The 14,557-nt window shown below is 71.9% G+C and carries 10 protein-coding genes; 7 read left to right on the forward strand and 3 right to left on the reverse strand.

What is annotated here, in order from left to right; all coding sequences use genetic code 11:
* The first annotated feature begins 257 nt into the window (after nt 1–257).
* Nucleotides 258–1,304: an adenosine deaminase gene (locus ACFYZ8_RS09670; RefSeq protein ID WP_359035017.1), complete on the forward strand. Its 1,047-nt coding sequence runs from the start codon at nt 258–260 to the stop codon at nt 1,302–1,304.
* Nucleotides 1,305–1,322: 18 nt separating this feature from the next.
* On the forward strand, nt 1,323–2,018 hold the full coding sequence (locus tag ACFYZ8_RS09675; RefSeq protein ID WP_388533989.1) for a glycerophosphodiester phosphodiesterase: 696 nt from the start codon (nt 1,323–1,325) through the stop codon (nt 2,016–2,018).
* Here ACFYZ8_RS09675 and ACFYZ8_RS09680 read toward each other — a convergent pair.
* Nucleotides 2,015–3,682 carry an RNA polymerase sigma factor gene (locus ACFYZ8_RS09680; RefSeq protein ID WP_388533991.1) on the reverse strand — a complete coding sequence of 556 codons (1,668 nt, stop codon included), beginning with the start codon at nt 3,680–3,682 and terminating at the stop codon, nt 2,015–2,017. The two genes, ACFYZ8_RS09675 and ACFYZ8_RS09680, sit on opposite strands and share 4 nt — an antisense overlap.
* A 233-nt stretch (nt 3,683–3,915) precedes the next feature.
* On the opposite strand from ACFYZ8_RS09680, the gene ACFYZ8_RS09685 reads away from it, so the two are divergent.
* Complete coding sequence (locus tag ACFYZ8_RS09685) at nt 3,916–5,049, forward strand: serine hydrolase domain-containing protein (RefSeq protein ID WP_388533994.1); 1,134 nt, start codon at nt 3,916–3,918, stop codon at nt 5,047–5,049.
* Between the two features lie 31 nt (nt 5,050–5,080).
* Here the strand turns inward: ACFYZ8_RS09685 and ACFYZ8_RS09690 are convergent, their stop codons facing one another.
* Both ACFYZ8_RS09690 and ACFYZ8_RS09695 read right to left on the reverse strand, forming a co-directional pair.
* Nucleotides 5,081–5,596, reverse strand: coding sequence for a hypothetical protein (locus ACFYZ8_RS09690; protein WP_359035025.1), 516 nt, complete (start codon nt 5,594–5,596; stop codon nt 5,081–5,083).
* A gap of 63 nt (nt 5,597–5,659) precedes the next feature.
* The gene (locus ACFYZ8_RS09695) at nt 5,660–6,085 is read right to left on the reverse strand and encodes an SRPBCC family protein (protein WP_359035027.1); all 426 of its coding nucleotides are present in this window, start codon (nt 6,083–6,085) and stop codon (nt 5,660–5,662) included.
* 254 nt (nt 6,086–6,339) lie between these two features.
* Here ACFYZ8_RS09695 and ACFYZ8_RS09700 point away from each other — a divergent pair, with 254 nt between their 5' ends.
* From ACFYZ8_RS09700 to fxsT, 4 genes are all read left to right on the forward strand, one after another.
* Nucleotides 6,340–7,287 carry a trypsin-like peptidase domain-containing protein gene (locus ACFYZ8_RS09700; protein ID WP_388533997.1) on the forward strand — a complete coding sequence of 316 codons (948 nt, stop codon included), beginning with the start codon at nt 6,340–6,342 and terminating at the stop codon, nt 7,285–7,287.
* Nucleotides 7,280–8,767, forward strand: coding sequence for a hypothetical protein (locus ACFYZ8_RS09705; RefSeq protein WP_388534000.1), 1,488 nt, complete (start codon nt 7,280–7,282; stop codon nt 8,765–8,767). The genes ACFYZ8_RS09700 and ACFYZ8_RS09705 overlap by 8 nt, the downstream gene beginning before the upstream one ends.
* A gap of 169 nt (nt 8,768–8,936) precedes the next feature.
* On the forward strand, nt 8,937–10,058 hold the full coding sequence (locus ACFYZ8_RS09710; protein WP_359035033.1) for a MoxR family ATPase: 1,122 nt from the start codon (nt 8,937–8,939) through the stop codon (nt 10,056–10,058).
* Entirely contained in the window at nt 10,055–14,461 is a 4,407-nt protein-coding gene (gene fxsT, locus ACFYZ8_RS09715) for an FxSxx-COOH system tetratricopeptide repeat protein (protein WP_389049782.1), read from the forward strand. Before ACFYZ8_RS09710 ends, fxsT begins: the two co-directional genes overlap by 4 nt.
* Nucleotides 14,462–14,557: the final 96 nt, after the last annotated feature.

The raw sequence follows: 14,557 nt of genomic DNA on the forward strand, positions 1-14,557 counted from the left end.
GCGGGGGGCGTGTTTTCTCCTCAACAAACCACCCCCCCGCCCCGCCGCCCGGCGGCGGCACCCCCCCCCCCCCGGCCCCGACCCACCCACCACACCGCACGCGCTACACCCGCCCCCACCGAAGCCGAGCCAGGCCGCCGCAGGCATCAGGGGCGCGGGGAACTGCGCACAACGCCCGCCCCCACCAAGCCGCACCCGCACACCACCGCCCTAACATGTCGGCATCGATCAGCCGATCACCCCAAGGCGAGGCCCCCATGACGACGACGCCCCCCGACCACCTGCACGCGTTCATCGCCGACCTGCCCAAGGCAGAACTCCACGTCCACCACGTCGGTTCGGCCTCCCCCCGTATCGTCTCCGAACTGGCCGCCCGCCACCCCGACTCCAAGGTCCCCACGGACCCCGAGGCGCTCGTCGACTACTTCACGTTCACGGACTTCGCCCACTTCATCGACGTCTACCTGAGCGTCGTGGACCTGATCCGCACCCCCGAGGACGTACGGCTCCTCACCTACGAGGTCGCCCGGGACCTGGCCCGCCAGCAGGTCCGTTACGCCGAGCTCACCATCACCCCGTTCTCCTCGACCCGCCGCGGCATCGACGAACGCGCGTTCATGGAGGCGATCGAGGACGCCCGCAAGGCGGCGGAGTCGGAGTTCGGCACCGTACTGCGCTGGTGCTTCGACATCCCCGGCGAGGCCGGCCTGGAGGCCGCGGAGGAGACGACAAGGCTCGCCACCGACGACCGCCTCCGCCCGGAGGGCCTCGTGAGCTTCGGCCTCGGCGGCCCCGAGATCGGCGTGCCCCGCCCCCAGTTCAAGCCGTACTTCGACCGGGCGATCGCCGCAGGCCTCCACTCCGTGCCGCACGCCGGCGAGACGACCGGCCCGGAGACGGTGTGGGACGCCCTCACCCACCTGCGCGCCGAGCGCATCGGCCACGGCACGAGTTCCTTCCAGGACCCGGCGCTCCTCGCCCACCTCGCCGAGCACCGCATCCCGCTGGAGGTGTGCCCCACCTCCAACATCGCGACCCGGGCCGTCCGCACCCTCGACGAGCACCCGGTCAAGGAGTTCGTGAAGGCGGGAGTCGTCGTCACGATCAACTCCGACGACCCCCCGATGTTCGGCACCGACCTGAACAGCGAGTACGCGGTGGCGGCACGGCTCCTGAACCTCGACGAGGAGGGCCTGGCCGCGCTCGCGAAGAACGCGGTGGACGCCTCGTTCCTCGACGAGCCGGGCAAGACAAGGATCAAGGACGAGATCGACACCTACACCACCACCTGGCTCGCCCCGTGACCCCACCACAATGAGCACATGCAGAAGCTGACGGCCGTGGCACACCGCGGCGACCCCTACCGCGTCCGTGAGAACACGATCGACTCCCTGCGTGCCGCGCTCGACCGGGGCGCGGACGCCGTGGAGATCGACGTACGGCTGACCAGGGACGGCGTACCCGTGTTGCTCCACGACGAGACGCTGAAGCGGCTGTGGGAGCACGACCGCCCCCTGCTCTCCCTGTCGGCGGACGAGGTACAAGGGCTCACGGACGGCAGGGTGCCGACGCTCGCGGAGGCCCTCGAAGCCACCGACGGCCACCGTCTGATGCTCGACCTGCCCGGCACGAGAGAGGTACGGGTCGCCCGCCGCGTGGTCGACGTGGTGCGCGAGTGCGGTGCCGGGGACCGCGTCTACTACTGCGCGGACGCCACCGCCATGCTCGCCGTACGCGCTGCCGACCCCTCCGCCGAGATCGCGCTCACCTGGACGACCCTCGCGCCCCCGCGCCCGGCCCTGCTGGACGCGGTCAGGCCCCGCTGGCTCAACTACCGTTTCGGCCTGGTCGACAAGGACCTCGCCGACCGCGTCCACACCGACGGCTACCTGGTCTCCGTCTGGACCCCCGACACCCGCCGCTCGATGCGCCGCCTCGCCGCCGCGGGCGTCGACTCGATCACGACGAACAGGGTGGACGTCCTGTGCGCCCTGCGAGCAGCGGACAACGCGGGCTAGGAAGGGCTGGACACCCGGGAGTCCTGGGCAACCGTCGCCGGATCAGCGGGGGTCGACCGGGTGACGTACTGCGGCACGGGGGTGTCGTCGTCACCGGTGTCGCGGACCAGGCCGTAGCGCTTCGCGCCCTGGGCGGGGCCCGTGGTGATGTCCTTCTCGGCGGCGTCCCAGGTGGAGGGGAAGACGCTGAGGCCGTAGTCGGCGCCGCGTTCGTTGACGGTGAGGGTGACGGTGCCGTCGAGGTAGAAGTACTCGTTCTGCCACATCTGCTGGGCGCCGGCGGGCAGCACGGCGTAGCCGGTGGTGGCGCTGCCCATGCCGGTGGCGGTGCTGTCGGTGGTGCTGACGGGGTCGTCCATGCGGCGGCCCCCGCCCGAGGCGACGTGGAACAGCTCGCCCCTGAGGCCGGTCCAGGCCGGCATGACCAGGCTGCCGGCCCGGTACTGCGGCGAGATCTGCCAGCGGACGAGCACGTAGCCCTTGCCGGTGAGCGTGACGCCGTCGCCCCGGTGGTTCAGGACCGCGTGTGCGCCCCCGGTGCTGGTGATGCCGGTCTCGGGCCGGTGCGGCAGGGCGGCGGGCGGGGTGTCGGGGTCGGGGGCCCGGTCGACGGCGTCGACGACGCTGCCGTAGCGGACGGTCTTCGTGGGAGAAGCCGACGGGGAGGGCGTCGGGGAGGCCGACGGTGTGCTCACGACGGGCGGCGCCCGGTGCGTGCTCGCCGCCGTGGGTGAGACCGCCACCCGGGGCGCGGGGGCGTCCGGGGTCCGGGTGACGACGTACGCCCCGCCCGCGACGATCGTCGCTCCCGCGGTGGCCGCGACGACGGGCTGGGTCAGCGCGCTCAGCACCTTGGCGGACCAGCTCACGGACGCGGCGGTGGCGGCCGCGGCCGTCTTGCCGCCGAGGGCCAGCGAGAGGGTGAACCCGACCGGGACGGGCACCAGCGCGATCCCGACGAGCAGCCGCTCCGCCGGTACGACGGACTCGCGGGCGTCGCCGCAGTAGCCGCAGCCGCGGATGTGCCGGGCCAGCCGCTTGCGCCAGACCGAGTCGGGGCGGCCGTTCCAGCGGGCGGTGAGTTCGCGCAGGTGCGGGCAGGCCCCGTCGAGGGCGCGGACGATGCCCCGGGAGGTCTCCAGGCGCTCCTTCATCCGCTGGACGCGCACGGCGGCGTGCTGCCTGCTGATGCCGACGGCGGCGGCCAGTTCGCGCCGGGTGAGCTCGCCCGCGACCTCCAGCCACCACAGGGACAGCAGTTGCCGGTCCTCGTCGTCGAGCCAGCGCACCGCCTCCGCGACCTCGCGCCGCTGCCCCTCCAGCTGGAGCCGCAGGACGGTGAGTTCGGCGAAGTCGGCGGCATCGTGCGCAGCCGACTCGTCCAGCCGGGCCGGGGTCCTGCGGCGGGCCCGGTCCCGTATCTGGCGCATGGCGATGGCGACCAGCCAGGAGCGGAAGCTGTCCGGGTCGCGCAGGCTGCCGAGGTTGCCGACGGCCCGCAGCATGGTCTCCTGGACGACGTCGTCGACGTCGGCGTGGCCGTTCAGGGCGCGGCCGACGATGTTGTACACCAGCGGCAGCCAGCCCTCGACGAGTTCGTCCAGCGCCCGGCGGTCGCCGTCCTGCGCCGCCGCGATGGTGTCGCGCCACTGCCGCGTGTCCACGTCGTCCTTTCCGGCCGGTGCCCCCTTCGTGCGTGTTCGTGCGTGGAGACGGAGTGAAGGGCTCCGCGATAACACTTTTTCGTGCCCTAGGGAGCCACCCTCACAACTCTCCTGAAGGCAGCGGGAGTTGATCAGGGGCGTACCAGGGGCCGGGTCCTTCCCGGTGACGATCCGGCCACCTCGGCGGCCCCGCAGGATGATCACACACATCCCACATCCCCAGGAGCGGACCCATGCGTGACCTTCGTCGCAGAAGCCTCCTCGCCGGCGCCCTCGCCGTGCCCCTGACCGCCGCCCTGCCGGCCGTGTCCGCCTCCGCGCACGACACCCCCGCACCGGACGCCAAGGCGTTACGCGCGGCGATCGCCGGGCTCCCCGACGCGAACGCCACCGCGGCCCTGGTCCGGGTCGGCGGCACCGGCGGCGGCTGGCGCGGCAGCTCGGGCGTGCAGGATCTGGAGAGCGGGCGGCCCGCCGATCCGGACGCGCGGTTCCGGGCCGGTTCGACGACGAAGGTGGTCACCGCGGCGGCCGTCCTGCGGCTGGCGGACGAGGGCCGGATCGACCTGAACACACCCGTCCAGCACTACCTGCCCGGCCTCCTCGGGCGGCAGTTCCGGCCGGTCACCGTGCGGCAGCTTCTCAACCACACCAGTGGTATCCCGGCGGGCGAGGGCCTGGGCACCACCTTCGAGGAGGTCTACGCCCACCGCTTCGACACGCTCGCCCCTCAGCGGGTCGCCGCGTCCGCGGGTGCGAAGAAGCCGGAGTTCTGCCCGGGCAGGCAGCAGCACTACCTCAACATCAACTACACGTTCCTCGGCCTGCTGATCGAGCGGGTGACCGGGCGGTCGTACGCCTCCGAGGCCACTCGGCTGGTGCTGGCGCCGGCCGGGATGCGGGACACGTACTTCCCGGGCACCGATCCGCGCATCCTCGGCCCGCACAACCGGGGCTACCAGGTGGTGAAGAGGGCCGACGGGACCACGGAGTTCGTGGACGTCACGGAGTGGAACCAGGCGGACCGGTTCGCGGCCGGGGACATGATCTCCACGGTGGCGGACCTGGAGCGGCTGCTCACCGGACTCTTCCGGGGCCGGATCGTCCCGCGGCCGCGACTGAGGGAGGTGTTCTCGGTCCCGGCGGGCGTCACCGGCGCGACTTACAGCGCGGGCGGCCTGCAGCGCTTCGAGTCCGACGGCAAGTTCTACTGGGTCAAGTCGGGCGGCCGCTACGGCTACAACGCGGCGATCGCCGCCACCTGCGACCTCAGCCGCACGGTGGTCTACTCGGTCAACTCCACCGACGCGAAGAGCGAGGACGCGAACCCGGTCATCGTCCGGATCATCACGGCGGCCCTCAAGTAGCGGCACGGCACTCAAGTAGCGGCCACGGCGCTCAAGTGGCGGGCAGGGCGGGCGCGTTGTACGGCGCGAGCGCCTCCAGCCGCTTGATCTTCCGCCGGACGACGTACAGCGGGAGCACCCCGAAGACCCCGAACGCCATGTCGATCACGCTCCACCAGAACGGGATGCCCCGGATCGGTCCGCAGATCAGGGCGAGCGGGATGATCCCGGCACAGGCGATCATCGCGAACTCGACGACCCAGATGTTGCGGACCGGGTCGCGGTAGGGGCCGTGGAAGGCGACCGCGATGACCAGGTGGGCGAAGGCCAGCCAGTCCGTGCCGTAGAGGAGGAAGGGGTAGTCCGAGTCGGCGGTCTCGAGCCCGCGCCTGACGCGTGTGATCCAGTCCGTCAGGGCGTCCGGCGCGGGCAGGTGCCGCAGCGCGTCCTCGGCCCAGCGCAGTTCGTGGACCAGGGGGAAGGCCGTGGCGCCGCTGAGCACCAGGCAGACGACGAAGAAGACCAGCCATGCGCGGATGCCCCTGAGTTGGGCGGCTCTGTCGCTCATGGCAGCAGCGTACGCCTGCAATTGAACACGTTCAAAAGCAGGGGAGGCAAGGTCGGTACGAGGTCAGGCAGCCGCCGCCGTCTCGGCCAGCTTCTGGAACTCGCCGAGGTCGTAGTTGGCGAGGGCGGAGTCCAGGTTGGTCAGCGCCCCGAGGTGCTCGACGAACCCCTTCGGGTCGTACTCGATCTGCAACGTGACCCGGCTCGTGGTGTCACCGAGCCGGTGGAAGGTGACCACGCCCGCGTGGTGGACGCCCTCCACCGTGCGCCAGGCGATGCGGTCCTCGGGGACGACCTCGGTGAGCTCGGCGACGAAGTTCTTGTCGGCGCCGGGCAGTTGCAGCTGCCAGGCGAAGCGGCGCTCGTCCAGCGGCTCCACCAGGCGTACATGGCTCAGAAAGCTCGGCCACCGGGTCACATCGCTCCACAGGGCCCACGCCACGGCGACGGGAGCCTCGATATCGACCGTTTCCACCAGGGACGCGGACATGCGGTACCTCTCCTTCCGAGGGGCCGGGGAACCGGCCGGCGGGGTTGCGGTGCGAAGCGGATACCCCGGCCGGGGCGGCACACGCTTGCCGACGCTCACGACGACGATCTCCTGAGGACCGTCCGACTCACTTGTACACAAGGGCTTCGCTTCGGCTTACCCTGATTTTCCGCACGGCTGACGAGGGGGACGACGTGGGGTTACGGGACGCTGGTGCCTCCGTATCGCCGGGCGCGAGTACATGGCGGGCCCGGGTGCGGGACGGTCAGGGCACGGGCATCGCCGGAGCCGGCCTGCTTCTCACCGACCACACCGTGCTGACCTGCGCACACGTCGTCGAAGCGGCCCTGCGTCTTCCCCGTTGCGACACCGGCGACCCTCCCCGCGGAACGGTACTGGTGGACTTTCCGGCCGCACCGGAGGGTGCGGAGCCGACAGCGGCCCGCGTGGCCGACGGCGGCTGGCTGCGCCACCCGCCGGCCGGTGATCTGGCGGTACTGCGACTGGACGCCCCGCCGCCGCGTTCCGTGAGCCCGGCGCCGGTCGGACGGTGCGGCACGGAGTCCGGCGCTCTCGTGTCGGTGTTCGGGCACCCGGCGGCCGTACCGAACGGTCTGTGGGCCCGCGGGCGGGTGGTGGGGCAGGGCGGCCCGCTGCCCGGATGGCGGCAGATCGACGGCCTGGACGCGGTCGGCGCCGCGGTGGAGCGCGGTTTCAGCGGAGCCGGGGTGTGGGATCTCGGACGCGGCCTGGTGGTCGGGATCCTCGCCTCCGTGCTGACCCCCCGCAGGACGGACCCGGCCGCGACAGCGCCACGGGTCGCCTGGATGATCCCCCTCGACGCGCTGGACCCCGGCCACCTCCCGGCGCCCCCGGTCGCGGAACCGGTCACCGACCGTGCGGCGCCGCCCAGTTCACTGTGGCCACTGGTGGACCGGCTGCTGGCCATGGAGTCGTTCCGGGTGGACGCCGGCACACAGCTCCTCGCCCAGCTGCCCGCCGAGATCACCGCCGGCACCACCCGCTCGACCAACCCCAGGCTGCAGCTCTACCACCTGGTCAGCCGCTGCGGGGAGTTCACCGTGGGGCCGACCGCGCTGGCGCGCGCGGTGCGATGGATGGAAGGGGACACCCTCGCTGTGACGGACTTCGTGGCACAGGCCAGGAAGACCTGGCCGGGCCGGCTGGACGACGATGACTGAGCCCGCCACGGCGCCCGACCCGCAGGCCGCTGCCCGGCTGGCGGACGCCCTGATGAAGGTGTCGGTCCTGGACACCGTCGACGCCCGCAGGCTCTGTGTGCTCGACGCGATGGAACGCCTCCGACTGCGCCTGTCGGTGGCGGAGTTCGACGACAAGAAGATGCACATCGTGACCATGGTGCGCGCCTTCGGCGGCGTCACCGCCGGCTGGCAGCGGCTGACCGAGGCGGTGCAGCACCTCGCCGACTACGACCTGCCCTCCCGGCACGCGGCGTCCCTGGCCCACCCCGTGGTGCCGCCCGTCCTGGACGACCCCGCCCAGGAGCAGCTCAAAGCGCTGCTCGAAGGGCTCGACCGCACGAACGTGCCCGAACTGGCCGCCGTCTACCACGCGGCGGCCGGTGAGCACTTCGGGCCGCTGCCGGACTTCGTGCACACCGCCTGGGACGCCCATCAACTGCTCGCCCACACCAACCGGCCCACCGACGGCGCGCCCCGCACCGTGCGCTTCCTGCAGGGCCTCGCGATGGTCCTCACCCCGGAGCGGGGCGACGCGGTCCGCTCCTGGGTCAGCCGGCAGGTCCGGGCCGGCGCGCGGGGCCACCTGGAGGCGCAGCGCATTCTGGACGACTCCCGTGAGTCCGCGGGCGGTTCGGCCAAGAAGTCGGTGCGCCCCGCCTACCTGCTGATCCGGCTGGCACCGTCCACGACGTCACCCGATCGGGTCGACATCAGCTGCTGGGCGAGCAGCGGCGCGACCTGGGAGCCCCGCCGCCGCGAGCAGTGCTCCGTGCCCGCGTCCACGGTGCGCCGTCATGTGGCCACGCTGATCGACCGCGAGGAGAGCCGGCTGCGCACTCACCGGGGCAGTCTCGTACTGGAGTTCATACTGCCGCTCTCGATGATGAACGAACCCGTCGAGGAGTGGTCCCGCCACACCGCCTTCGGCCGGCACGCGGTCTGGGACAGCGAACTCGGCGGTCCCCCCATCGGCACGGACTACAAGGTGGTCGTACGCAGCAAGGAGCGCATCGACGCACTGCAGTTGCACCGGGTGTGGAACGAGCGCTGGGACGTGCTGTCGACGGATGAAGTGCAGCCCGGCACGCACCATTGCGCCGCGGGTGACGGTGCGAGAGCCGAGTCGCTCTACGAATACCTCAGACGCACACCGGACATCGTCCTGATGACCCTGGGTTCTCCGCCCGACGACGACAACGGCAGGAGGGAGTTGCTGGCCGGGTTGCAGGCGGGGCTTCCCCTGCTCCTGTGGAGGCGCCGGGGCGCGTCCGACGGGCATCCGGTCACCCTGGCCGAAGGCTTGCTGGAAGGGGACCTGCACGAGGTTCTGGACCGGCTGACGTGCTTGCGCTCCGCTCCCCATCCGGGGGACCATGACGCTGGGGGTTCCGGCCCTCGTCTTGCCGTGCTGTGGGACGATCCGAACCGGCTTCCGGAAGTCCCGGAGCCCATTGCTTGAGAGCGACCGAGGCGCAGCGTTACCCACTAGGGTGTGACCACTCGAGCACCGGTCACAGCACCGTTGCGATGTGACTTGCCGGCACGACAATCGACCGACGCCCGGACCCTGACCGGCCGGGACAGGTCGCCCAGTGAGCCCGCGAGGGCTCCGGGAAGAGGGGGTGGCTATGAGCGGCGGCGAACCGCGGGAGCCGCGGGTACCCGAGGGAGCGTCCGATTCCACTGGCCGCGCCCGCGACTGGTGGATCTACCGCGGCACGGGCGACGAGCCACGTGCCGCCGACCGCCCCCTCGACCAGTTGCCGCCCCCACCGCCCTGGCGGGACTTCGACGGTGACCCCGTCGTGGCCGGCCCCGCCCCCCGCGACGACGCGGAGATCCGCCGCCGACTCGGCGCTCCCGGCTTCGGTGTCCACGCCTCCTCGTCGGAGGAGGTCGACATGGTCAACGCGGCTCTGTTCCTGCGGCGGCCGCTCATCGTCACCGGCCCTCCCGGCGTGGGCAAGTCCAGCCTGGCCCACCGGGTGAGCCGCGAACTCGGCCTGGGCCGCGTGCTCCGCTGGACGATCACCAGCAAGTCGGTCCTGAAGGACGGTCTGTACGCGTACGACGCGATCGGCCGGGTGCAGGAGGCCTCCGCGCGCGGCGCCGGGGACGGCCGGGACGCGCACGACGGTTCGTTATCCGACGACACCGCTCTGCACGGACTCGGCGACTTCATCCAACTCGGCCCGCTGGGCACGGCGTTGGTGCCCCGTGAGATCCCCCGGGTGCTGCTCATCGACGAGTTCGACAAGGCCGACACCGATCTCGCCAACGACATGCTGGAAGTGTTCGAGGACGGCGAGTTCCGCATCCCCGAGCTGTCCCGTGTCCGTTCGCGCATGCCGAGCGTGACGGTGCACACCGACGACCCGGACGACACCCATGAGGTGCTGCACGGCCGGATGCGTTGCCGGGCCTTCCCGTTCGTGGTGATCACCAGCAACGGCGAACGCTCACTGCCCCCGGCGTTCCTGCGACGCTGTCTGACGCTGGAGATGCCCCCGCCGGACGCCGACCGGCTCGCGGCGATGCTGGCGGCGCAGTTCGCCGACGGCGGCGGAGCCGAACGCGCCACGATGATCCGGGACTTCCTCTCGCGCGCCCTGGCGGGCGGCACCCTGGCCGCCGATCAGCTGATGAACGCCGAGTACCTCCGTCTGTCCCCCAACGGTCCCGACGCGGACTCCCTGAACCGCCTGCTGCACTCGTTGTGGCAGCGGCTCGATGAAGTTGGTTCTGCATGATCCTGCCGCCCTCCCGCCACGGCAGGGCGAGCAACGGCTCCGTGCCGCCCGTCGCCTCGCTCGAGGAGGCCTGCGCGGCATGGACCGTGCACGCCGCGGGCGAGGTCGTCTGGCTGGCCGCACAGATCGACCAGCGGCTCCGCGAGCGCGCGCCACGGACGGCGGACGCCCCCACGGACGAGGACCGGGAGGGTCCGGGGCCCGCCGACCCGCCCGTTCCCGACACCGTGCCCGGGGAGTACCCGGGCGAGGGGCCGGAGCCGGCCGCCGAGGAGGTCCGGGCCGTAGCGGAGCCGCGGCCGCCCGTCGCGCCGCCGGCTCCCGTGACCGTACGCCCGGACGTCGTCGAACCGTCCGAGCGGTCCAGGCCGTCCGGCGCGTTCGTCGGCCCGGCCCTCGAGCGCTCCCGCCTCATCGAGAAGGGGCTGCGGCCGCTGCGGCTGCGGCTGCCCTCCCGCACGACCCGGGTCCTGGACGAGGAGGCGACCGCCGAGTCGCGGGCCGAGCGGGGAACCTGGCTGCCGTTCTTCCGGCCGGCGCCGGAACGCTGGCTGACGCTGACCCTGGTGGTCGACAGCGGTGCCTCGATGGGCCTGTGGGCCCGGCCGGCCCGGGAGTTCGAGGCGGCGCTGGTCGGCTCGGGTGCCTTCCGCGACGTACGGGTGTGCCGCTGGTCGTCTCCGCGGGGCGGCCGACGGCATGCCGTCGTACCGGAGGAGACCGACCGCCACACGGTGCTCGTGCTGACCGACATGTACGCGCATCACTGGCGGGACGGCAGTGCCCATCGCCGGCTCGCCCGCTGGGCCTCGATGGTGCCGACGGCCGTCGTCAGCACGCTTCCCGAGCACCTCTGGTCGTACCTGTCGGCGGTTCCCCTGCGCAGTCGCCTGCGCAGCCCGGAGCCCGCGGCAGCCAACGCGCGGTGGTGGCACCGGCCGGACGACTTCGCCCTGCCCGGGTTCCCCGAGGAACGGAAGCCCGCCTGGCTTCCCGTGCCCGTGCTGGAACTGACGCCGGACGCCGTGTCGCGGTGGGCCCGGTTCGTACGGCGCGAGGAGGCGGCGGAATACACGATGCGGGTCCTGCCGGTGTCCGCCGCCTCGCCGGTGGCGCCCCTGAGGCCGCCCGCCACGCCCCAGCCGCTGTCGGCCGCCGACCACGCGCGCCGGCTGCGGGCCCAGCTGAGCCCGGTCGCCCTGCATCTGGCCCAGCTCGGCGCCGCGGTCCCGCTCAACCTGACGATCCTCCAGCTGCTGCGGCGCGACCTGCTTCCCGAGGCCCGTCCATGGCATCTGGCCGAATTGCTGGTGAGCGGGCTCCTGGTGGCCGCCCCGGCCGGCGGCCCGAGCACCGCGAAGGCGCCCGCGCCGGCCCGGGTCGATCTGGAGTTCGCCACCGAGGGCCTGCGGCAGGAGCTGTTGGCGGAAGGCACCCGCAGGGACACGGCCCTCGCGATGAAGGTGGCGTTCGACCACCTCTCGAACACTGTTCCGGGCGCCACCGGGGACGCACTGCGCCAGGTACTGGACCTCGTCGCGCATCCGGGCGGGGCCGTGCATGTTCCGCTGGACGGGGTGCGGCCATGGCTCGTCCCCGCGCTGCCGGCCCTGGCCGCCCTGGACGGGCAGCACACGGCCGCCGCCGCGCTGCTCGGTGAGCGATTGCGCCGCTTCGAGGACCGGGCGCGGGCGCCCGCACCGGCCGACGCCTGGTCCACGACCAGCACCGAGCGTCACTTCAGTGATACACAGGGCAATGATCTCAGCAGTTCGAAGTCCGACCTGGCCCATGGCGAGACCCCGGGTCTCCCAGCGGGAGAAGGCGCGGTCGACGCAGACCAAGATGATGGAGGGAACGTGTCCGTGAGTGGCGTGCAGTCCGATGCCGCGACGACCAGGGGCGACGGGGCTCGGAAACCGCCACCCGTCTGGGGCAACGTGCCTCCACGGAACCGCGCATTCACCGGACGCGAACAATTGCTCGAAGACCTGCACCGACGGCTGCAGGAGGGAACCACGGCCGTCCTCCCCGAGGCCCTCCAGGGCATGGGCGGCGTGGGCAAATCCCAGCTCGCGGTCGAATACGTGTACCGCCACATGAACGAATACCAGGTCATCTGGTGGATTCCGTCCGAGCAGTCGCAACAGATCCGTCAGGTGCTGGTGGAACTCGCCAGGCGTCTCGGACTGGATGTCGGAACCGGTGAGGCCAACACCGCCGTACCCGCGGTCATAGAAGCCCTGCGCGTCGGCGAGCCGTACAAGAACTGGCTCCTCGTATTCGACAATGCGGAAGTTCCCGAAGCCGTTCGCGAATTCTTCCCCACCAATGGCCCAGGACGCATTCTAGTGACCTCTCGCAACGCCCAGTGGGCGACGGCGGCACGCCCTCTCGAGGTGGACGTCTTCGCTCGCGAAGAGAGCCGCCAGCTGCTGCAGCTGCGTGCCCCGAACCTCGACGACACCACCGCCGACCGGCTCGCCGAGACGCTGGGCGACCTCCCGCTCGGCATCGAGCAGGCCGCCGTATGGCTGTCCGAGACCGGTATGCCGGCCGACGAATACCTGCGGCTGTTCGAGCAGCAGGCCGCCGACCTCATGGTCAGCGATCCTCCGCCGGACTACCCGCTGTCGGTGGCCGCCGCGTGGAACGTCTCCCTGGAGCGCCTGCAGAAGAACCATCCGGCCGCCCTGCAACTGCTGCAGGTGTGCGCCTTCTTCGCCCCGGAGCCGATCTCCAGGCGCCTTCTCACCGGTGTCCGTGACGCTCCGGTACCGCCCGAACTGGCCGCGGCCCTGAGCGATCCGATCCGGCTGAGCCGCGCCATCCGGGAGATCAACCGGTACGCGCTGGCCAGGATCAATCACGCCACCAACACCATCCAGCTGCACCGACTGGTCCAGCGGGTGCTGATCAACCAGATGCCCGACACCCTCAAGGAGCAGATGCGCAACGGAGCGCACCGCCTGCTGGCCAAGGGCGACCCGGGCGCACCGGCCGACTCCCGCCAGTGGAGCCAGTACGGCGAACTGCTGCCGCACGTCATCAACAGCCGGGCGGTGGAATCGACCGACCCGTGGGTGCGGCAGCTCGTCCTGAACGAGATCCAGTACATGTTCGCCTGGGGCGACCACGAGGGTTCGCTCGATCTGGCGAAGCAGGCGTACGAGACGTGGCGCGGCGTCGACGGGGAGCGGGCGGAGCCGGTGCTGATGGCCGCCAAGCTCTACAGCGACGCGCTGCGGATCCTCGGGCACTACCGCGTCGCGTACGAGCTGGACCAGCGCACGCACGAGCTGATGACCGAAACCCTCGGTCCCGAGCACGAGATGACGCTGGAGATCACCGGCATGCTCGCCTGGGACCTGCGCATGCGCGGCGACTTCGGCGCGGCCTCCGAGCTCGACCGGCAGTCCTTCGAGACCAGCCGGCGGCTGTTCGGTCCCAACGACCTGTCCACGCTGATCGTGGCGCACCGCGTGGCACTGAACCTGCGCCTGACCGGTGACTTCCGTGAGGCGCTGGAACTGGACCAGGACACCCACCGCCGCAAGGTGGAGGAACTCGGCGAGAACGCCCTCTCCACCCTGGGCACCCTGGCGGGCGTGGTCGTCGACCGTCAGGAGGCCGGGGAGTACATCGAGGCCCGCGACCAGCAGCAGGACGTGGTGGGGCGCTACGAGTACAACTACGGTCCCACCAACCCCACCACGGTCTCCGGGTACCGCGGACTGGCCGTCGCCGAGCGGCGGGCGGGCCGCCACGAGGAAGCCATCGAGCTGTCCGCCAGGGCGCTGGCCCTGTTCCGCAACCGGTACGGCGACAACTACCCCGACACGTTGGCCGCGTTGCTCGCCCACTCCGTCGACGTGCGGCACAGCGGCGACCTCCCGCGCGCGCTGGAGCTGAGCGGCCAGGGCTGCAAGGGGTACGAGCGGCTGTTCGGCGCCCACCACCCGCACACGCTCGGCGCCCAGGTCAACCACGCCATCTGCCTGCGCCTCCTGGGCCGTTGCGAGGAGGCGCGTGCGATGAACGAACGGCTGCTGTCGGCGCTCTCGGAGTCGCTGGGCGAGGACCACCCGAACACCCTGGCGTGCGCCACCAACCTCGCCGCCGACCTGTACGAGTTGGGTCAGGTGCAGGCCTCCGTGGAGCTGAGCACCCGCACACTCGACCAGAGCCGTCGCCGGCTCGGCGAGGACCACCCGGCCGCGCTGGCCACGGCCGTCAACCTCTCGGTGGGCCTGCGGTTGCTGGGCCGTACGGAGGAGGCCGACGCCCTCCACGCGGACACGATGACGCGCTACGAGCGAGCGCTCGGCGCCGACCACCCGGCGACGACCGCCGCCGCCGCCCACAAGCCGGCGAACTGCGACATCGACCCGATGCCGCTGTGAGGCCGATGCCGCTGTAAGGCCGATGCCGCTGCGAGGCCGCACCGCGCCCGGTGGCACGGGCGGCCCCGGTCGTCGCGGGGTGGTGCGCGTCACCGT

Source organism: Streptomyces sp. NPDC001668 (assembly GCF_042893155.1).
Taxonomy (GTDB): domain Bacteria; phylum Actinomycetota; class Actinomycetes; order Streptomycetales; family Streptomycetaceae; genus Streptomyces.